The 14,393-nt window shown below is 51.4% G+C and carries 13 protein-coding genes, 1 tRNA gene and 3 rRNA genes; 4 read left to right on the top strand and 13 right to left on the bottom strand.

What is annotated here, in order from left to right:
* From ABU190_RS20855 to rrf (ABU190_RS20840), 4 genes are all read left to right on the top strand, one after another.
* Nucleotides 1-320 (top strand): 23S ribosomal RNA (locus tag ABU190_RS20855); the annotation flags it as partial.
* 98 nt (nucleotides 321-418) lie between these two features.
* A 5S ribosomal RNA gene (gene rrf, locus ABU190_RS20850) occupies nucleotides 419-534 on the top strand.
* A 14-nt stretch (nucleotides 535-548) separates the two neighbouring features.
* Nucleotides 549-624, top strand: a tRNA-Thr gene (locus ABU190_RS20845).
* A gap of 37 nt (nucleotides 625-661) precedes the next feature.
* Nucleotides 662-777 (top strand): 5S ribosomal RNA (rrf, locus tag ABU190_RS20840).
* A 159-nt stretch (nucleotides 778-936) separates the two neighbouring features.
* On the opposite strand, the gene ABU190_RS20835 is transcribed toward rrf (ABU190_RS20840), so the two are convergent.
* From ABU190_RS20835 to accC, 13 genes are all read right to left on the bottom strand, one after another.
* Nucleotides 937-1,695, bottom strand: coding sequence for an amino acid ABC transporter ATP-binding protein (locus tag ABU190_RS20835; RefSeq protein WP_039077391.1), 759 nt, complete (start codon nucleotides 1,693-1,695; stop codon nucleotides 937-939).
* A gap of 7 nt (nucleotides 1,696-1,702) precedes the next feature.
* A complete protein-coding gene (locus ABU190_RS20830; RefSeq protein WP_250353635.1) occupies nucleotides 1,703-2,806 on the bottom strand; it encodes an amino acid ABC transporter permease in 1,104 nt (367 codons plus the stop codon).
* A gap of 9 nt (nucleotides 2,807-2,815) precedes the next feature.
* The gene (locus ABU190_RS20825; protein ID WP_354692276.1) at nucleotides 2,816-3,997 is read right to left on the bottom strand and encodes an amino acid ABC transporter permease; all 1,182 of its coding nucleotides are present in this window, start codon (nucleotides 3,995-3,997) and stop codon (nucleotides 2,816-2,818) included.
* Between the two features lie 70 nt (nucleotides 3,998-4,067).
* Nucleotides 4,068-5,093, bottom strand: coding sequence for an amino acid ABC transporter substrate-binding protein (locus ABU190_RS20820; protein ID WP_039077394.1), 1,026 nt, complete (start codon nucleotides 5,091-5,093; stop codon nucleotides 4,068-4,070).
* A gap of 476 nt (nucleotides 5,094-5,569) precedes the next feature.
* Nucleotides 5,570-5,791 carry a membrane protein gene (locus ABU190_RS20815; RefSeq protein ID WP_039077395.1) on the bottom strand — a complete coding sequence of 74 codons (222 nt, stop codon included), beginning with the start codon at nucleotides 5,789-5,791 and terminating at the stop codon, nucleotides 5,570-5,572.
* 364 nt (nucleotides 5,792-6,155) lie between these two features.
* Nucleotides 6,156-8,234 (bottom strand): EAL domain-containing protein, encoded by a 2,079-nt coding sequence (locus ABU190_RS20810; protein ID WP_354692275.1) that lies wholly within the window; start codon nucleotides 8,232-8,234, stop codon nucleotides 6,156-6,158.
* A gap of 141 nt (nucleotides 8,235-8,375) precedes the next feature.
* Nucleotides 8,376-8,540 (bottom strand): DUF2556 family protein, encoded by a 165-nt coding sequence (locus ABU190_RS20805; RefSeq protein WP_039077398.1) that lies wholly within the window; start codon nucleotides 8,538-8,540, stop codon nucleotides 8,376-8,378.
* Between the two features lie 158 nt (nucleotides 8,541-8,698).
* The gene (gene fis / locus ABU190_RS20800) at nucleotides 8,699-8,995 is read right to left on the bottom strand and encodes a DNA-binding transcriptional regulator Fis (RefSeq protein ID WP_000462905.1); all 297 of its coding nucleotides are present in this window, start codon (nucleotides 8,993-8,995) and stop codon (nucleotides 8,699-8,701) included.
* Nucleotides 8,996-9,018: 23 nt separating this feature from the next.
* Nucleotides 9,019-9,984 (bottom strand): tRNA dihydrouridine synthase DusB, encoded by a 966-nt coding sequence (dusB, locus tag ABU190_RS20795; protein ID WP_039077399.1) that lies wholly within the window; start codon nucleotides 9,982-9,984, stop codon nucleotides 9,019-9,021.
* A 358-nt stretch (nucleotides 9,985-10,342) separates the two neighbouring features.
* Nucleotides 10,343-11,224, bottom strand: a complete 882-nt coding sequence (gene prmA / locus ABU190_RS20790) for a 50S ribosomal protein L11 methyltransferase (RefSeq protein WP_354692274.1) — start codon at nucleotides 11,222-11,224, stop codon at nucleotides 10,343-10,345.
* A gap of 11 nt (nucleotides 11,225-11,235) precedes the next feature.
* Nucleotides 11,236-12,687: a sodium/pantothenate symporter gene (gene panF / locus ABU190_RS20785; RefSeq protein ID WP_354692273.1), complete on the bottom strand. Its 1,452-nt coding sequence runs from the start codon at nucleotides 12,685-12,687 to the stop codon at nucleotides 11,236-11,238.
* Nucleotides 12,677-12,919, bottom strand: a complete 243-nt coding sequence (locus ABU190_RS20780) for a YhdT family protein (protein ID WP_354692272.1) — start codon at nucleotides 12,917-12,919, stop codon at nucleotides 12,677-12,679. Before ABU190_RS20780 ends, panF begins: the two co-directional genes overlap by 11 nt.
* Nucleotides 12,920-13,033: 114 nt before the next feature.
* Complete coding sequence (gene accC / locus ABU190_RS20775; protein WP_039077403.1) at nucleotides 13,034-14,383, bottom strand: acetyl-CoA carboxylase biotin carboxylase subunit; 1,350 nt, start codon at nucleotides 14,381-14,383, stop codon at nucleotides 13,034-13,036.
* Nucleotides 14,384-14,393: the final 10 nt, after the last annotated feature.

Raw genomic sequence — 14,393 nt, 5'->3', positions numbered from 1 at the left:
TTAGAACGTCGTGAGACAGTTCGGTCCCTATCTGCCGTGGGCGCTGGAGAATTGAGGGGGGCTGCTCCTAGTACGAGAGGACCGGAGTGGACGCATCACTGGTGTTCGGGTTGTCATGCCAATGGCACTGCCCGGTAGCTACATGCGGAAGAGATAAGTGCTGAAAGCATCTAAGCACGAAACTTGCCCCGAGATGAGTTCTCCCTTGTCCTTTAAGGACACTAAAGGAACGTTGAAGACGACGACGTTGATAGGCCGGGTGTGTAAGCGCAGCGATGCGTTGAGCTAACCGGTACTAATGAACCGTGAGGCTTAACCTTACAACGCCGAAGATGTTTTGGCGGATTGAGACGATTTTCAGCTTAGATTCAGAGTTGAGTACGCAATAAAAGATTGCGTACTGAGCACAAAGAATTTGCCTGGCGGCTTTAGCGCGGTGGTCCCACCTGACCCCATGCCGAACTCAGAAGTGAAACGCCGTAGCGCCGATGGTAGTGTGGGGTCTCCCCATGTGAGAGTAGGGAACTGCCAGGCATCAAATTAAGCGTGCTGATATGGCTCAGTTGGTAGAGCGCACCCTTGGTAAGGGTGAGGTCCCCAGTTCGACTCTGGGTATCAGCACCAGTTTTAAGGTTAAAGTTCGGCGCTTAGAAAGAATTTGTCTGGCGGCTTTAGCGCGGTGGTCCCACCTGACCCCATGCCGAACTCAGAAGTGAAACGCCGTAGCGCCGATGGTAGTGTGGGGTCTCCCCATGTGAGAGTAGGGAACTGCCAGACATCAATTAAAACAAAAGGCTCAGTCGAAAGACTGGGCCTTTTGTTTTTGATATACGTTTATCAGCGCGTTTGCAGCTTCTTTTCCAGTACACCTACGGGAAGTGAATCAATAAAAAAGGCCATCCGTAGGGATGGCCTTTTGCATTTCTATAACAACTATCAGTGGATAACCTGAGACAGAAAAGCACGGGTGCGTTCAGACTTAGGATTAGCGAAAAACTCCTGCGGCGGCGCCTGTTCAACGATTTCACCACGATCCATAAAGATCACCCGGTCAGCAACGGTACGTGCAAATCCCATTTCGTGAGTCACACACAGCATTGTCATTCCCGATTCAGCCAGACCAATCATGGTATCCAGCACTTCTTTCACCATCTCAGGGTCAAGCGCAGAGGTTGGTTCATCAAAGAGCATAATTTTCGGTTTCATACAGAGTGAGCGGGCGATAGCCACACGCTGCTGCTGACCACCAGAAATTTGCCCCGGGAATTTATGGGCGTGCTCAGCAATACGAACGCGCTCTAAATAGTGCATTGCCAGCGCTTCAGCTTCCTTCTTCGGCATCTTCCGTACCCAGATCGGTGCCAGCGTACAGTTCTGCAGTACCGTCAGATGCGGGAAAAGGTTGAAGTGCTGAAATACCATCCCCACTTCCTGGCGAACCTTCTCGATATTACGAATATCTTCGTTTAACTCGATGCCATCCACTACGATACGACCCTGCTGATGCTCTTCCAGATGATTAATGCAACGAATAGTCGTGGATTTCCCTGAGCCGGAAGGGCCGCACAGAACGATGCGTTCCCCCTGCTTTACCTTAAGGTTAATATCTTTAAGTACGTGAAATTGCCCGTACCATTTATTCACATCTTCGAGCGTAATCATCGCATCGGCAGGTTGCATAGTAATTTGACTCATAATTTCCTCAATGCGCTGAACGCCCGGTATGGAAGCGCTTCTCCAGATGTTGGCTATAGCGCGACATGCTAAAACAGAAAATCCAGTAAACTAACGCAGCAAATACATAACCTTCGGTCGACATACCGAGCCAGGCGGGGTCAACCGTTGCCTGCTGGACGCTACTGAAAAGATCGAACAGGCCGATGATGATAACGAGGCTGGTATCTTTAAACAGCGCGATAATGGTATTCACCAGACCCGGAATAACCAGTTTCAATGCCTGCGGTAAAATCACCAGCCCTTGTGTTTTCCAGTATCCCAGCGCCAGTGACTCGGCAGCTTCGTATTGCCCTTTTGGCAGAGCCTGCAAGCCGCCACGCACGACTTCGGCGACGTAGGCGGACTGAAACAGAATCACCCCGACCAGCGCACGGATCAGCTTATCGATACTTGTGCCTTCCGCCATAAACAGCGGCAGCATGACCGAGGACATGAACAGTACAGTGATCAGCGGTACGCCACGCCAGAACTCGATAAAAATCACTGACAATACCCGCACGACCGGCATTTTTGAGCGACGCCCGAGCGCCAGCAATATGCCCAGAGGCAAAGCGCCAGCGATACCCACAGAGGCGATGATCAACGTCAGCGTTAACCCGCCCCACTGGCGCGTTTCCACGCGATCGAGTCCCAAAAAACCACCGTACATCAACCACCACACCACGATCGGATAGGCCACAGCCCAACAAGCGATATAGCGACCACGGCTAGGTAGCTTTTTCCAGAACATAGGTGCAATAGAAAGGAGTCCGACAATCAGGGCGAGGTTAATGCGCCAGCGTTGCTCATGCGGATAGAGGCCATACATGAACTGACCAAAACGCTCATGAATAAACACCCAACACGCACCCGCTTTGGTACAGTCTGCGCGCGTCGATCCTATCCAGTTCGCCTGAAAAAGAGCCCAGTTCAGTAGCGGTGGAATCAATTCCCACATCAGCCACAGGCAGAAGAGCGTCAGCAGTGCGTTCAGCCAGCTTGAAAATAAATTTTTCTTTATCCACAGCACAATACCGCTGCTTCCTGCACGGGTCTGGCGCGTAGATTGAGACAGAATAGCTTTTGTCATCAGAGGTCCTTAGCGCTCAATTAATGCGATGCGGCGGTTATAGATATTCATAAGCAACGAAATTGACAGACTGATAATCAGGTAAACCGACATGGTAATCGCGATCGTTTCGATGGCCTGGCCTGTCTGGTTCAACACCGTACCGGCGAACAACGACACCATATCCGGATAACCAATCGCGGCCGCCAGAGACGAGTTTTTTGCAATATTCAAATACTGGCTGGTCAGCGGTGGAATGATGACACGCAGTGCCTGTGGAATGATGACCTGACGTAACGTCACCGGGTTGGGCAAGCCAAGCGAACGTGCCGCTTCATGTTGACCGTAGGGAACAGATTGAATGCCTGAGCGGATAATCTCAGCAATGAATGCCGAGGTGTAAACCGACAGTGCAATCGTGAGTGCCGCCAGTTCCGGAATCAACACCATACCGCCCTGGAAGTTGAAACCGCGCAAGTGCGGGATGTCCCAGTGAAGCGCCGCGCCAAATACCCAATGAGCCAGCAACGGGAGCGCAATAATCAGCCCCAGTGCCGTTGGCCATGTGCGGCGCAATTGGCCGGTTTTAATCTGGTGCGCTTTGTTAAAGCGATACAGACCGATGCTGATGGCCAGTGCGATAACAATCGTGCCGATAAACGCCCATAGCCCTTCCCCCAGTTGAGGTGATGGGATATAGAGCCCCCTGTTACTGAGGAACAGCAAATCCATAGCGCCAATAGCCTGACGTGGGCCAGGTAAATTACGCAATACGGCGAAATACCAGAAGAAGATTTGCAGCAGCGGGGGAATATTACGGAACGTCTCGATATAAATCGTAGAGAGCTTACGTAACAGCCAGTTTTCTGAAAGACGGCAAAGCCCCAGAAAGAAGCCGATAAATGACGCAAAAACAATACACAGCGCTGATACCAATAAGGTATTCAGCAGGCCAACGAAGAAAACGCGGCCATAAGTGTCACCCTGTTCGTAGTCGATAAGGTGCTGAACAATGCCAAATCCGGCAGCACGATCAAGAAATGCAAAACCAGAAGTAATACCGCGGCTGTTCAGGTTAGTAACGGTATTGTGTATCAAATAGATCGCGATGCCGATAACAGCAAAAATAGCGATAATTTGAAACAGCCAGGCACGAACCGCAGGGTTTGAAAAGGAGAGTGTTCCTTTAACGGTTGGGCGGCGTTGGGACATAAGAAAACCTCGGTAACCATGACTCTGGAGTGGGCGCCGCATAGGCAGCGCCCGTTACAGCGCTTACGTCTTAACGTACTGGCGGAGCGTACTGAATACCGCCGTTGTTCCAGAGGTTATTCTGGCCGCGTTTGATTTTCAGCGCGCTGTCAGCACCGACGTTACGCTCGAAGATTTCAGAGTAGTTGCCCACTTTCTTGATGATGTTGTAGGCCCATTTGTTGTCGAGTTTCAGGTCTTTACCAAAATCACCTTCGGTACCCAGCAGGTGAGCCATATCTGGCGTTGCTGGTTTAGCCGCTTTCTCGTCAACGTTTTTCGAGTTGATGCCCATTTCTTCTGCGTTCAGCATGGCAAACAGCGTCCAGCGAACGATGGAGAACCAATCTTCATCACCGCGACGAACGACCGGGCCCAACGGCTCTTTGGAGATCACTTCCGGCAGGACGATCCATTCAGCCGGATTGCTCAGCTTGATACGCAGTGCGTACAACTGAGACTGGTCAGATGCCAGCGTATCGCAACGGCCTGACTCCAGCGCTTTTGCGGATTCATCAGAGCGGTCAAAGGTCACCGGCGTGTATTTCATATTATTGGATTTAAAGTAATCCGCCACGTTGAGCTCGGTATCGGTACCCGCCTGAATACATACGGTTGCGCCGTCCAGCTCTTTGGCGCTTTTCAGGCCTGCTTTGTTATGGGTCAGGAAGCCGATACCGTCGTAATAGGTTACGCCAGTAAAGGACATCCCCATACCAGCGTCGCGTGAAGAGGTCCAGGTGGTGTTACGGGAAAGGATATCTACCTCGCCGGATTGCAGTGCGGTGAAACGCTCTTTTGCGGTCAGCGGGGTGTATTTTACTTTCGTGTCATCGCCAAATACGGCAGCGGCAACGCCACGGCATACATCAACATCAATACCGGTGAATTTACCGTTAGCGTCCGCGTAAGAGAAGCCAGGAAGACCGTCACTGATACCGCACTGTACGAAGCCTTTCTTCTTAACGGCATCCAGAGTTGTGCCAGCATGGGCTTGATTTGCAACGGCAAACAGCACGCCGGCAGCTGCCAGGCTGGCAATCATCATCTTTTTCATAATGCATCCTGTGTGGCGAAAAATTATCGTTATATGAAGGCGTCCGGGAAACGCCTTAAACCTGTCTGTGGCTTTGGCCATACTCTTTAAAGCAAAGGTAGTGCCAGTTTTTGCGAACGCGGAAAAATGCGAGCCGCGAGCACAATATGGAGAGTGTAGACAGGAAAAAATAACCTCAACGCCCTGCTATGGTGCAAAATTCCAACCTGCGCCACAAAACAGAGCAAAAAACTTTCACTTAGCCGATTCTGCTAACAAATAAGTTTCATAGGGTAATATAAGCAAGAAAGCTAAACGCATTACTTTGTGAAACGCGTCACGAGCAGTGATGAAATAATTAAAAATGTGGTGGGAAATCAGGCAGGACTGCAGAATTATTTAAATGAGTTGCTCATTTTTGATGCTAAAAATTTACGCCAATTAAAAGAAATGCACTGTAATAAAGCAAAGCGCGGCATAACCGCGCTTTGGATAAATTACTTAGTTAACGCGACGATACCCAGCGTTAAGCCTGCCAGAGCCGCAGCCCCTCCCGCAATCGCACCTGCGGTTTCCCAGTTGTCCTGAGTCGTTCCTTTTACACAGGTATTGGTATGGACCAGACGCCCTTGATCGTCATACGTGGGGACGCAAGGTGAATCGTGCGCACAACCTGCCAGGGTAGCGGTAAGCAGAACAACGGAAATTAATCTTTTCATGATGTTACCTCTAATTAGTCCCGATCCCCGGTATCAAATAACGACACCAGCGCAGAATCGATACGCTATTTTAACATCGCGAAGATTAAGAATGCCCCGTTCAATAATCTCAAAGTATGAGCAGTGTAAACATCGTGAAGAGAATAACGATATTTCATCAAATAATGCAGAAAAAATGGAGGTGATGAAGAGATTATGCAGGGGGATAAGGAAATATAAAAGTTTAAAGTTCGTTATCTATTGTGAACCAATGATTTTAATAAAAATAATGGAAATGGCAATAACAAGGTAGACTAAAAACGCCGAGAGGCTAATAGATAAAAGGGTGCAAAATTAAACTCCCTTTTATCTACTCTATTGATATTTAACAAACAGGTTCCTGTTGGCACAAAGTATTTCCCTGAGCGCTGATAACCTCAGGCGTGACCGGGCGACCTAACAGATAACCTTGTAGCGTATTGCACCCCAGCGCAGTCAAAAAGGCCTGCTGTTCTGTGGTTTCAACCCCTTCCGCCACCACTTTCAGATTTAACGTTTTCGCCAGCGCGATGATAGCCGAGACGATGGTTGCATCGTCGCCATCGCTGTTGAGTTCTCTGACAAAAGCGCGATCAATTTTCAGTTCACACGCGGGAAGCCGCTTGAGATAAAGCAAGCTGGAATAGCCAGTGCCAAAGTCATCAATGGATGCCTGAACGCCTGCATCGGTAAGTTCCGTCAAGACGCGAACGCTCTCGTCAGGGTTCGTCATCGCTGTGGTCTCGGTGACCTCAAGTATTAGCGTGTCAGGTGGCACCTCATGCTTTTGCAGGCTATCCATGATGGTCTGAACCAGCGACGGCTGTTCAAATTGAAGTGTTGATAAGTTGACTGCCACGGACCAGTCAATATTCCCCTGTGTCCGCCATTCGCTTAACTGGCGACATGCTTCATCAATGACCCAGTTTCCGAGCGGGACAATCAGCCCCGTCTTCTCCGCTAACGGTAAAAAGACGTCCGGAGAGAGCATCCCTCGTTTTGGATGCTGCCAGCGGAGCAGGGCTTCAAAGCCAATGATTGGTCCCGCTGGCGCCTGAAATTTGGGCTGATAAACCAGGCGGAATTCTTTACGTTCCATAGCCAGCCACAGGTCGTTCATCAGTTGTAACTGCGTCTGGGCCAGGGTGTTCATGGACGGCTGGAAGAAGTGATAGCCGTTTCGCCCCATATGTTTAGTGTGATACATCGCCGCGTCGGCATTAAACATCAGCTCGCGCTCATTTTTACCATCGTGCGGATAGAGTGCGATGCCCACGCTCAGGGTGACCATCATGTCATAAGGGTCGATATTAAACGGCTTGTCGATAACGCGTACCAGCGAGCCTGCAAGCGTCGCTGCTTCATCCGGGGCACTCACCTCTGTCAGCAGGACGAATTCGTCACCACCCATACGAGCCAGCGTATATTGCCCCTTGAGCTGCTGCTTGAGACGATCAGCCACTGCAACCAGCAATTTATCGCCCACGTCGTGCCCATAGGCGTCGTTAACGGTTTTAAAGCCGTCCAGGTCCATAAACATCAGTGCGAAGAAAGAACCTTCACGTCTGGCTTTATTTATCGCCTGATCCAGACGGTCTTCCAGTAGCACGCGGTTAGGCAGGCGCGTTAGGGTATCGTGTAGCGCCAGTTGGGCCAGCTCGCGGTTCGCTTCTGCCAGTGACGAGGCCAACTGAGATGTCCGCGCCTGCAGGCGTGCATCCAGCATGGAAACAAGTAGGGTGATGCCGAGGATGGAAAATGCCACGACGCTTACCAGCACTGCCAGCCAGTTGCCGTTAACGCCATGGTGACTCATTGGCTCGTGGTTAGGGAATTGCGCGGCCATCATGCCGCTGTAGTGCATACCGGCAATGGCGAACCCCATTAAAATGGCCGCGCCAAAGCGCATTAAGGCCACCTGAGCGGCTTCATGACGGAGACGGAACGTCAGCCATAGCGCGGCAAAAGAAGCGGTTAATGCAATGACGACCGAGATGGCGACCCAGAACATATTCCAGACAATGGCGGGCTCCACTTTCAGTGCTGCCATGCCGGTATAGTGCATGGCAACGATCCCCATCCCCATCACAAAGGAACCGGGGAGAAGATGCAGCATGGTCAGTTCATTACCGCTGACTAACCAGAGTGCGAACAATGAGGCGCCGATGGCAATGAGCATGGAGATCGCCGTTAATAACGGGTCATAGCTCAGGTGCATTGAGATATCCATCGCCAGCATGCCGATAAAATGCATGGCCCAGATACCAATGCCCATTGCTACACCGCCGCCGGTCAACCACACCCATGATGAAGACCCTGAGCTGGTGGACACACGACCTGCCATATTTAGCGCAGTGTAGGAAGCCAGAATGGCAACAATAAAAGAAACAACAACCAGGATTTGGTCGTATTGGCTAACCAGCATGATGTCATCAACTCATTCACAAAAGTATTATGCGTAACTACACTTGAGAAGACAAAAAAGGTGGTGACATTATCATTGCAAGTGGATGACTCAAAACGGTTTCTCTGCTTGCACGAAGCAAGAGGCCGGGCGGGAAAACAGCTAATTTAAATCAGCACAGTTCACCAGCTTGAGAGGATTGACGGAATCCATGTTTCGGCATTTATCTACCTCTGTTGTCAGGAATTCGATCCACTGCATGATCAATGCATCCAGCAACAGGACAGAAAGGGCAAAAATAACCAGCCAAAAATACTTTCGAATCATCCCGCATATCCTTTTCGTGCAACCATTCGTTGGGAATATACACGAAAATGTTATCGGCAGGCGTTGAGGAAAGATAAGTTTTTTGGCGGAATTCCAGCGAAAAAAAAGCGCGTCCCCATGCCGGTCCGCGCCTTTTAACAAGCAGTCTCTGATAACTATCAGTTCATGCCGTATTTTTTCAGTTTCTTACGCAGCGTACCACGGTTGATACCCATCATCAGGGCAGCGCGGGTTTGATTGCCGCGGGTGTATTGCATCACCATGTCCAACAGTGGCTGTTCAACTTCAGCCAGTACCAGCTCATACAGATCATTAACATCCTGACCATTCAGTTGAGCAAAATAGTTCTTCAGTGCCTGTTTAACCGAGTCACGCAGGGGCTTTTGAGTTACCTGATCCTGAGAGTTAACGGTAGAAACGGTCAGTACGTCAGAATTTACGCGTTGTTCGAACATAGTTCTGTCAGCTCTTTATTTCATTACGCAAGATTTTCGAAGTATGCCTCCAACGCCTCCAGCTGTTCGCTGGCGTCCTCTATGGCGTTGAATGTGCGCCGAAACTGGTCATTTGGAGCGTGCTCCTGGAGATACCAGGAGACGTGTTTACGTGCAATTCGGTACCCTTTTGCCTGACCATAAAAGTCATGCAATTCCCGAACATGCGCGCAAAGCAAGCGCTTTACCTCTGCCAAAGGCAGTGGGGCGAGCAGCTCCCCAGTGTCCAGATAATGCTGGATTTCCCGAAAGATCCAGGGTCTTCCCTGAGCTGCACGTCCTATCATCAGGGCATCAGCCCCCGTATAGTCGAGTACAGCTCTGGCTTTAAGCGGGTCAGTGATGTCACCATTCGCGATAATCGGAATGGAAACCTTCTGCTTAACTGCCCGAATACTGTCGTACTCAGCGTCTCCATTGAACAAACAGGCGCGGGTGCGTCCATGAATGGTCAGAGCCTGAATGCCACAGTCTTCAGCCAGTTGGGCAATTTCTACGCAGTTACGGTGTTCCGGAGCCCAGCCAGTGCGAGTCTTAAGCGTGACGGGCACATCCACTGCTTTCACTACCGCGTTCAGGATAGACTTCACCAGATCCGGGTATTGCAGCAGGGCAGAGCCCGCAAGCTTGCGATTCACTTTCTTTGCCGGGCAGCCCATATTGATATCAATAATCTGGGCGCCGCTTTCCACGTTGATACGTGCGGCTTCCGCCATTTCTTCCGGGTCACTACCGGCAATTTGCACGGTACGAATACCGGGCTCATCGATATGCACCATCCGCAGCCTTGATTTGTCACTCTCCCAAACCTGAGGGTTGGAGGACATCATCTCGGATACCGTTAATCCGGCTCCCATCTCGTAGCACAACGTCCGAAACGGTCTGTCAGTAATGCCAGCCATTGGCGCTGCGATCAGTCGATTTCTGAGCTGGTGGTGTCCGATGCGCATGAGTTAAGAAATGACCATACTGTGACTGCAAGGCGGCGTATATTACGCATTTTTCGCACGAGATGAAAGGCCAAACTTTGACCAATCCACTGTCGCAGATCAATGAATCACAGCGAAAGGCGATAGGTGAAAATATTAATGATTTAAAATCATTGAGTTATATTAAAATGGCGAATTTGTGAACAAATATAAATTCGTCAAACTTCTCTGTTTTTCTTCACCATAACCCTGATTCAGCGGCATATCTTGCTGTTTTAATCGTCAAAAAAGAGGGTGAAAATGAGATCAGACTCCCATTTTCACCCTATGGAGCATTATGTTGCTGAATGCTTCGTGGCCTTATTGCCAGGTTACCGACTTACTTTTTCTGGCCGGTGATGCGGCACCATTCTTCTTTTTCCACCACAGCGTCGAGTGCGAAGGTATCGCGATAGGCTTCACAGACACTTTCAGCCTGGCTGGCGAGAATGCCGGAAAGGCCGAGCAGGCCACCTGAGACCGGCAGTACGCTGATAAGCGGGGCAAGCTCACGCAAAGGCCCTGCCAGAATGTTGGCGACCACCACGTCCGCCTGCATCGCGTCAGGCTGGTCTTGCGGCAGATACAGCTCCAGGCGCTCAGAAACGCCGTTACGCTCGGCATTGTCGCGGCTGGCCTGAATCGCCTGCGGGTCGATATCGATACCGATCGCCTTTGCCGCCCCCAGTTTCAGCGCGGCAATCGCCAGAATGCCGGAGCCGCAGCCAAAGTCGATCACCGTTTTACCCGCTAAATCCAGACCATCAAGCCACTGCAGACATAATGACGTGGTTGGGTGCGTGCCGGTACCGAACGCCAGGCCTGGATCGAGCATCACATTTACCGCGTTTTTGTCCGGCACATCGCGCCAGCTCGGGCAGATCCACAGACGTTCGCCAAAGCGCATCGGGTGGAAGTTATCCATCCACTCGCGCTCCCAGTCTTTATCTTCGAGCTGTTCAATTTTGTGTGCGAAACCTGCGCCGAGCAGCGGATGATTTTCCAGAATCGCGACGACTTCTTTCATGTCGGTTTCGGCATCGAACAGGCCAATAACGTCGGTATCACCCCACAGGCGCGTCTCGCCCGGCAGCGGCTCAAAGACCGGCGTGTCATGCGTGTCCTGAAAGGTGATGGAGACCGAACCGGCTTCCATCAGCGCGTCGCTCAGGTCTTCGGCGTTAGCGCCAGTTGTATTCAGTTTTAGTTGGATCCACGGCATGGCAAAACTCTTTATTTATCAGTAGAAATCGTAGCGGGTTGTGAAACAGGCTGACCGAAACGGTTGCCAACCACAAACGCCAGTAAACTTAATAGTAACGAAGGCACAATCGGATGGAAGCCCAGGTACTGGATCTTAAACGTAGCCAGCACGGCATACAGAACACCACCAACGAGCATTGCACTTAGCGCGCCTGCCGCATTTGCACGTTCCCAGTAAAGCCCCAGCACCAGCGGCCACAGGAATACAGCTTCCAGCCCACCAAACGCCAGCAGGTTCAGCCAAATAATCATCTCCGGTGGTCGCCAGGCAGCCAGCATCATTAAAATACCGAGCACCAGGGTGATGATCATAGAAATACGTTTCAGACGTTGCTCATTACGTAGCTGTTCCGGGCGCGTATTGAGCCAGAGATCTTTAATGATCGTAGCGGACGCCTGCAAAAGGTGCGCATTAACGTTCGACATAATTGCCGCCATAGGCGCGGCCAGGAACAGCCCGGCGGCAAACGGCGGCAGAACTTCAACCATTAGCGTTGGGATGACCAGGTCAGGCACTTTCAAATCAGGCAGCACCGCGCGTCCCAGTGCCCCGGCCAGATGCATACCCAGCATCAGTAACGTCACCACAATGGTACCGATGATAATGCCCCGATGTACGGCTTTACTGTCTTTATAGGAGATGCAGCGAACGGCGGTATGGGGGAGACCAATCACGCCGAAACAGACCAGAACCCAGAACGAAGCCATAAACGCGGGCGAAAGTATGTCATCCCCTCCCTGCGGCGTCACCAGCTTCGGATCGATATGCTGTAACTTATCTACGGCACTGTGTAAGCCGCCTGCGGCGTGTACCACACCGACCAGTAAGACGATAGTACCGACCAGCATCACCATACCTTGCATGGTGTCATTCAGTACGCTTGCGCGAAAACCGCCAAATGCCGTGTAGAGGGCGATACTGATCCCGAATATCAGCAGCCCGGATTCATACTGAATACCGGCCGCGGTTTCCAGCAAGCGAGCACCACCGATAAACTGCACGGCAATGGCACCCACAAACGCAACCAGCAGGCTGATACTGGCGACCCACACAACGGTGCGGCTTTGATAGCGCGCCAGCAGCATATCGTTCAGGGTAATCGCGTTGTAGCGGCGCGCAAGAATCGCAAATTTTTTGCCGAGTATGCCCAGCGATAGCCAGATGGTCGGTACCTGAATCATTGCCAGCAGTACCCAACCCAGCCCATATTTATAGGCTGCGCCCGGACCGCCAATAAACGAACTGGCGCTGATATAGGACGTGGTGAGCGTCATTGCCAGTACCAGTCCCCCCATCGAACGACTGCCAAGAAAATACTCGGTCAGGAATGTCCCGGACTTACGCTGACGCATGGCATAGACCGACAACCCTAAGACAATCAACATGTAGGCAATCAGAGGAATAATGACTTCAAGCCGCATCGTTATCCTCCAGTGAGATATCGCGGAAGATAAAGCGCACCATCGCCCAGCACAGCAGAATAAAAACCAGCGGCGTTAACAGGCAGGCCATTTCAAACCAGTGAGGTAATCCGGTAAACCCGACCGCTGAATCAGGTAAGTAAGCAGTCACTAACCAGGCGGCGAGGTAGAGGAGGGTCAGCCACAGCGCCCAGCGCGCTTCTTTGTGGGCCTGAACAAAACGTTTGTCCATTTTGTGTCCCATGTGGATAAAGAAAGCGGGGATTGTACCTTATGGATAGTCAGCGATCCCCTGAAATAAAAAAGGCCGGAAAATCCGGCCTTTTACATGACAAGTCACCCAGTCTTACTTTTCGTTCAGACCGAGTTTCTTCTCCAGGTAGTGGATGTTGGTGCCACCCTGCTGGAATTTTTCATCACTCATGATGCGCATCTGCAGATCCACGTTGGTTTTGATACCGTCAATGATCAGCTCCTGCAACGCATTTTTCATACGCGCAATTGCCACATCACGGTTCTCACCAAAGCAAATCAGCTTGCCGATCATTGAGTCATAGTACGGCGGTACGGTGTAACCGGCGTAGATATGTGATTCCCAGCGCACGCCAAAACCGCCTGGCGCATGGAAACGGGTAATTTTACCCGGGCTCGGCAGGAAGGTGTTCGGATCTTCGGCGTTGATACGGCACTCTACCGCATGGCCTTTCACCACAACTTCTTCCTGTTTGATGGACAGTGGCTGACCGGCAGCGATACGCAACTGCTCTTTGATCAGGTCCACGCCAGTGATCATTTCGGTCACCGGATGTTCCACCTGGATACGGGTGTTCATTTCGATGAAATAGAACTCGCCGTTTTCGAACAGGAACTCAAACGTACCTGCTCCACGGTAGCCGATATCCACACAGGCTTTGGAGCAACGCTCACCGATATAGCGGCGCAGTTCCGGAGTAATGCCCGGAGCCGGTGCTTCTTCGACAACTTTCTGGTGACGACGCTGCATGGAGCAGTCACGTTCAGCCAGATAAATGGCGTTCCCCTGGCCATCAGCCAGTACCTGGATCTCGATATGACGAGGATTTTCCAGGTATTTTTCCATGTACACCATGTCATTGTTGAACGCCGCTTTGGCCTCAGCTTTGGTCATGGCAATGGACTGTGCCAGTTCAGCGTCACCGCGAACGACACGCATACCGCGACCGCCGCCGCCGCCGGACGCCTTGATGATAACCGGGTAGCCAATGCGTTTGGCATGTGCGCGGTTGACATCCATATCGTCGCCCAGCGGGCCGTCGGAGCCCGGTACAGTCGGTACGCCCGCTTTCTTCATAGCGGTAATGGCAGACACTTTGTCGCCCATCAGGCGAATAGTGTCGGCTTTCGGGCCGATGAAGATAAAGCCGGACTGCTCAACCTGCTCGGCAAAGTTCGCGTTCTCGGAAAGGAAACCATAACCGGGGTGAATCGCCACCGCGCCAGTAATTTCCGCCGCGCTGATGATAGCCGGGATGTTCAGGTAGCTTTTTACGGACGGAGCCGGGCCAATACAGACCGTCTCATCCGCCAGGAGTACGTGTTTTAAATCGCGGTCCGCAGTCGAATGCACGGCGACAGTCTTGATACCCAGTTCTTTACAGGCACGAAGAATACGCAGTGCAATCTCGCCGCGGTTGGCGATGACAATTTTATCCAGCATGTGCGCCTCG

Origin of the sequence: Phytobacter sp. RSE-02 (assembly GCF_040578655.1) — a bacterium.
Lineage (GTDB): Bacteria > Pseudomonadota > Gammaproteobacteria > Enterobacterales > Enterobacteriaceae > Phytobacter > Phytobacter diazotrophicus.
Note: the sequence above shows the minus strand (reverse complement) of the source record. Positions and strands in the feature narration are given on the sequence as shown.

What these genes read in the sequence shown, in the direction of transcription:
- ABU190_RS20835 (WP_039077391.1), bottom strand. Translation starts at nt 1,695, where the DNA reads ATGAGTCAAATTACTATGCAACCTGCCGATGCGATGATTACGCTCGAA.
- ABU190_RS20830 (WP_250353635.1), bottom strand. Translation starts at nt 2,806, where the DNA reads ATGACAAAAGCTATTCTGTCTCAATCTACGCGCCAGACCCGTGCAGGA.
- ABU190_RS20825 (WP_354692276.1), bottom strand. Translation starts at nt 3,997, where the DNA reads ATGTCCCAACGCCGCCCAACCGTTAAAGGAACACTCTCCTTTTCAAAC.
- ABU190_RS20820 (WP_039077394.1), bottom strand. Translation starts at nt 5,093, where the DNA reads ATGAAAAAGATGATGATTGCCAGCCTGGCAGCTGCCGGCGTGCTGTTT.
- ABU190_RS20815 (WP_039077395.1), bottom strand. Translation starts at nt 5,791, where the DNA reads ATGAAAAGATTAATTTCCGTTGTTCTGCTTACCGCTACCCTGGCAGGT.
- ABU190_RS20810 (WP_354692275.1), bottom strand. Translation starts at nt 8,234, where the DNA reads ATGCTGGTTAGCCAATACGACCAAATCCTGGTTGTTGTTTCTTTTATT.
- ABU190_RS20805 (WP_039077398.1), bottom strand. Translation starts at nt 8,540, where the DNA reads ATGATTCGAAAGTATTTTTGGCTGGTTATTTTTGCCCTTTCTGTCCTG.
- fis (WP_000462905.1), bottom strand. Translation starts at nt 8,995, where the DNA reads ATGTTCGAACAACGCGTAAATTCTGACGTACTGACCGTTTCTACCGTT.
- dusB (WP_039077399.1), bottom strand. Translation starts at nt 9,984, where the DNA reads ATGCGCATCGGACACCACCAGCTCAGAAATCGACTGATCGCAGCGCCA.
- prmA (WP_354692274.1), bottom strand. Translation starts at nt 11,224, where the DNA reads ATGCCGTGGATCCAACTAAAACTGAATACAACTGGCGCTAACGCCGAA.
- panF (WP_354692273.1), bottom strand. Translation starts at nt 12,687, where the DNA reads ATGCGGCTTGAAGTCATTATTCCTCTGATTGCCTACATGTTGATTGTC.
- ABU190_RS20780 (WP_354692272.1), bottom strand. Translation starts at nt 12,919, where the DNA reads ATGGACAAACGTTTTGTTCAGGCCCACAAAGAAGCGCGCTGGGCGCTG.
- accC (WP_039077403.1), bottom strand. Translation starts at nt 14,383, where the DNA reads ATGCTGGATAAAATTGTCATCGCCAACCGCGGCGAGATTGCACTGCGT.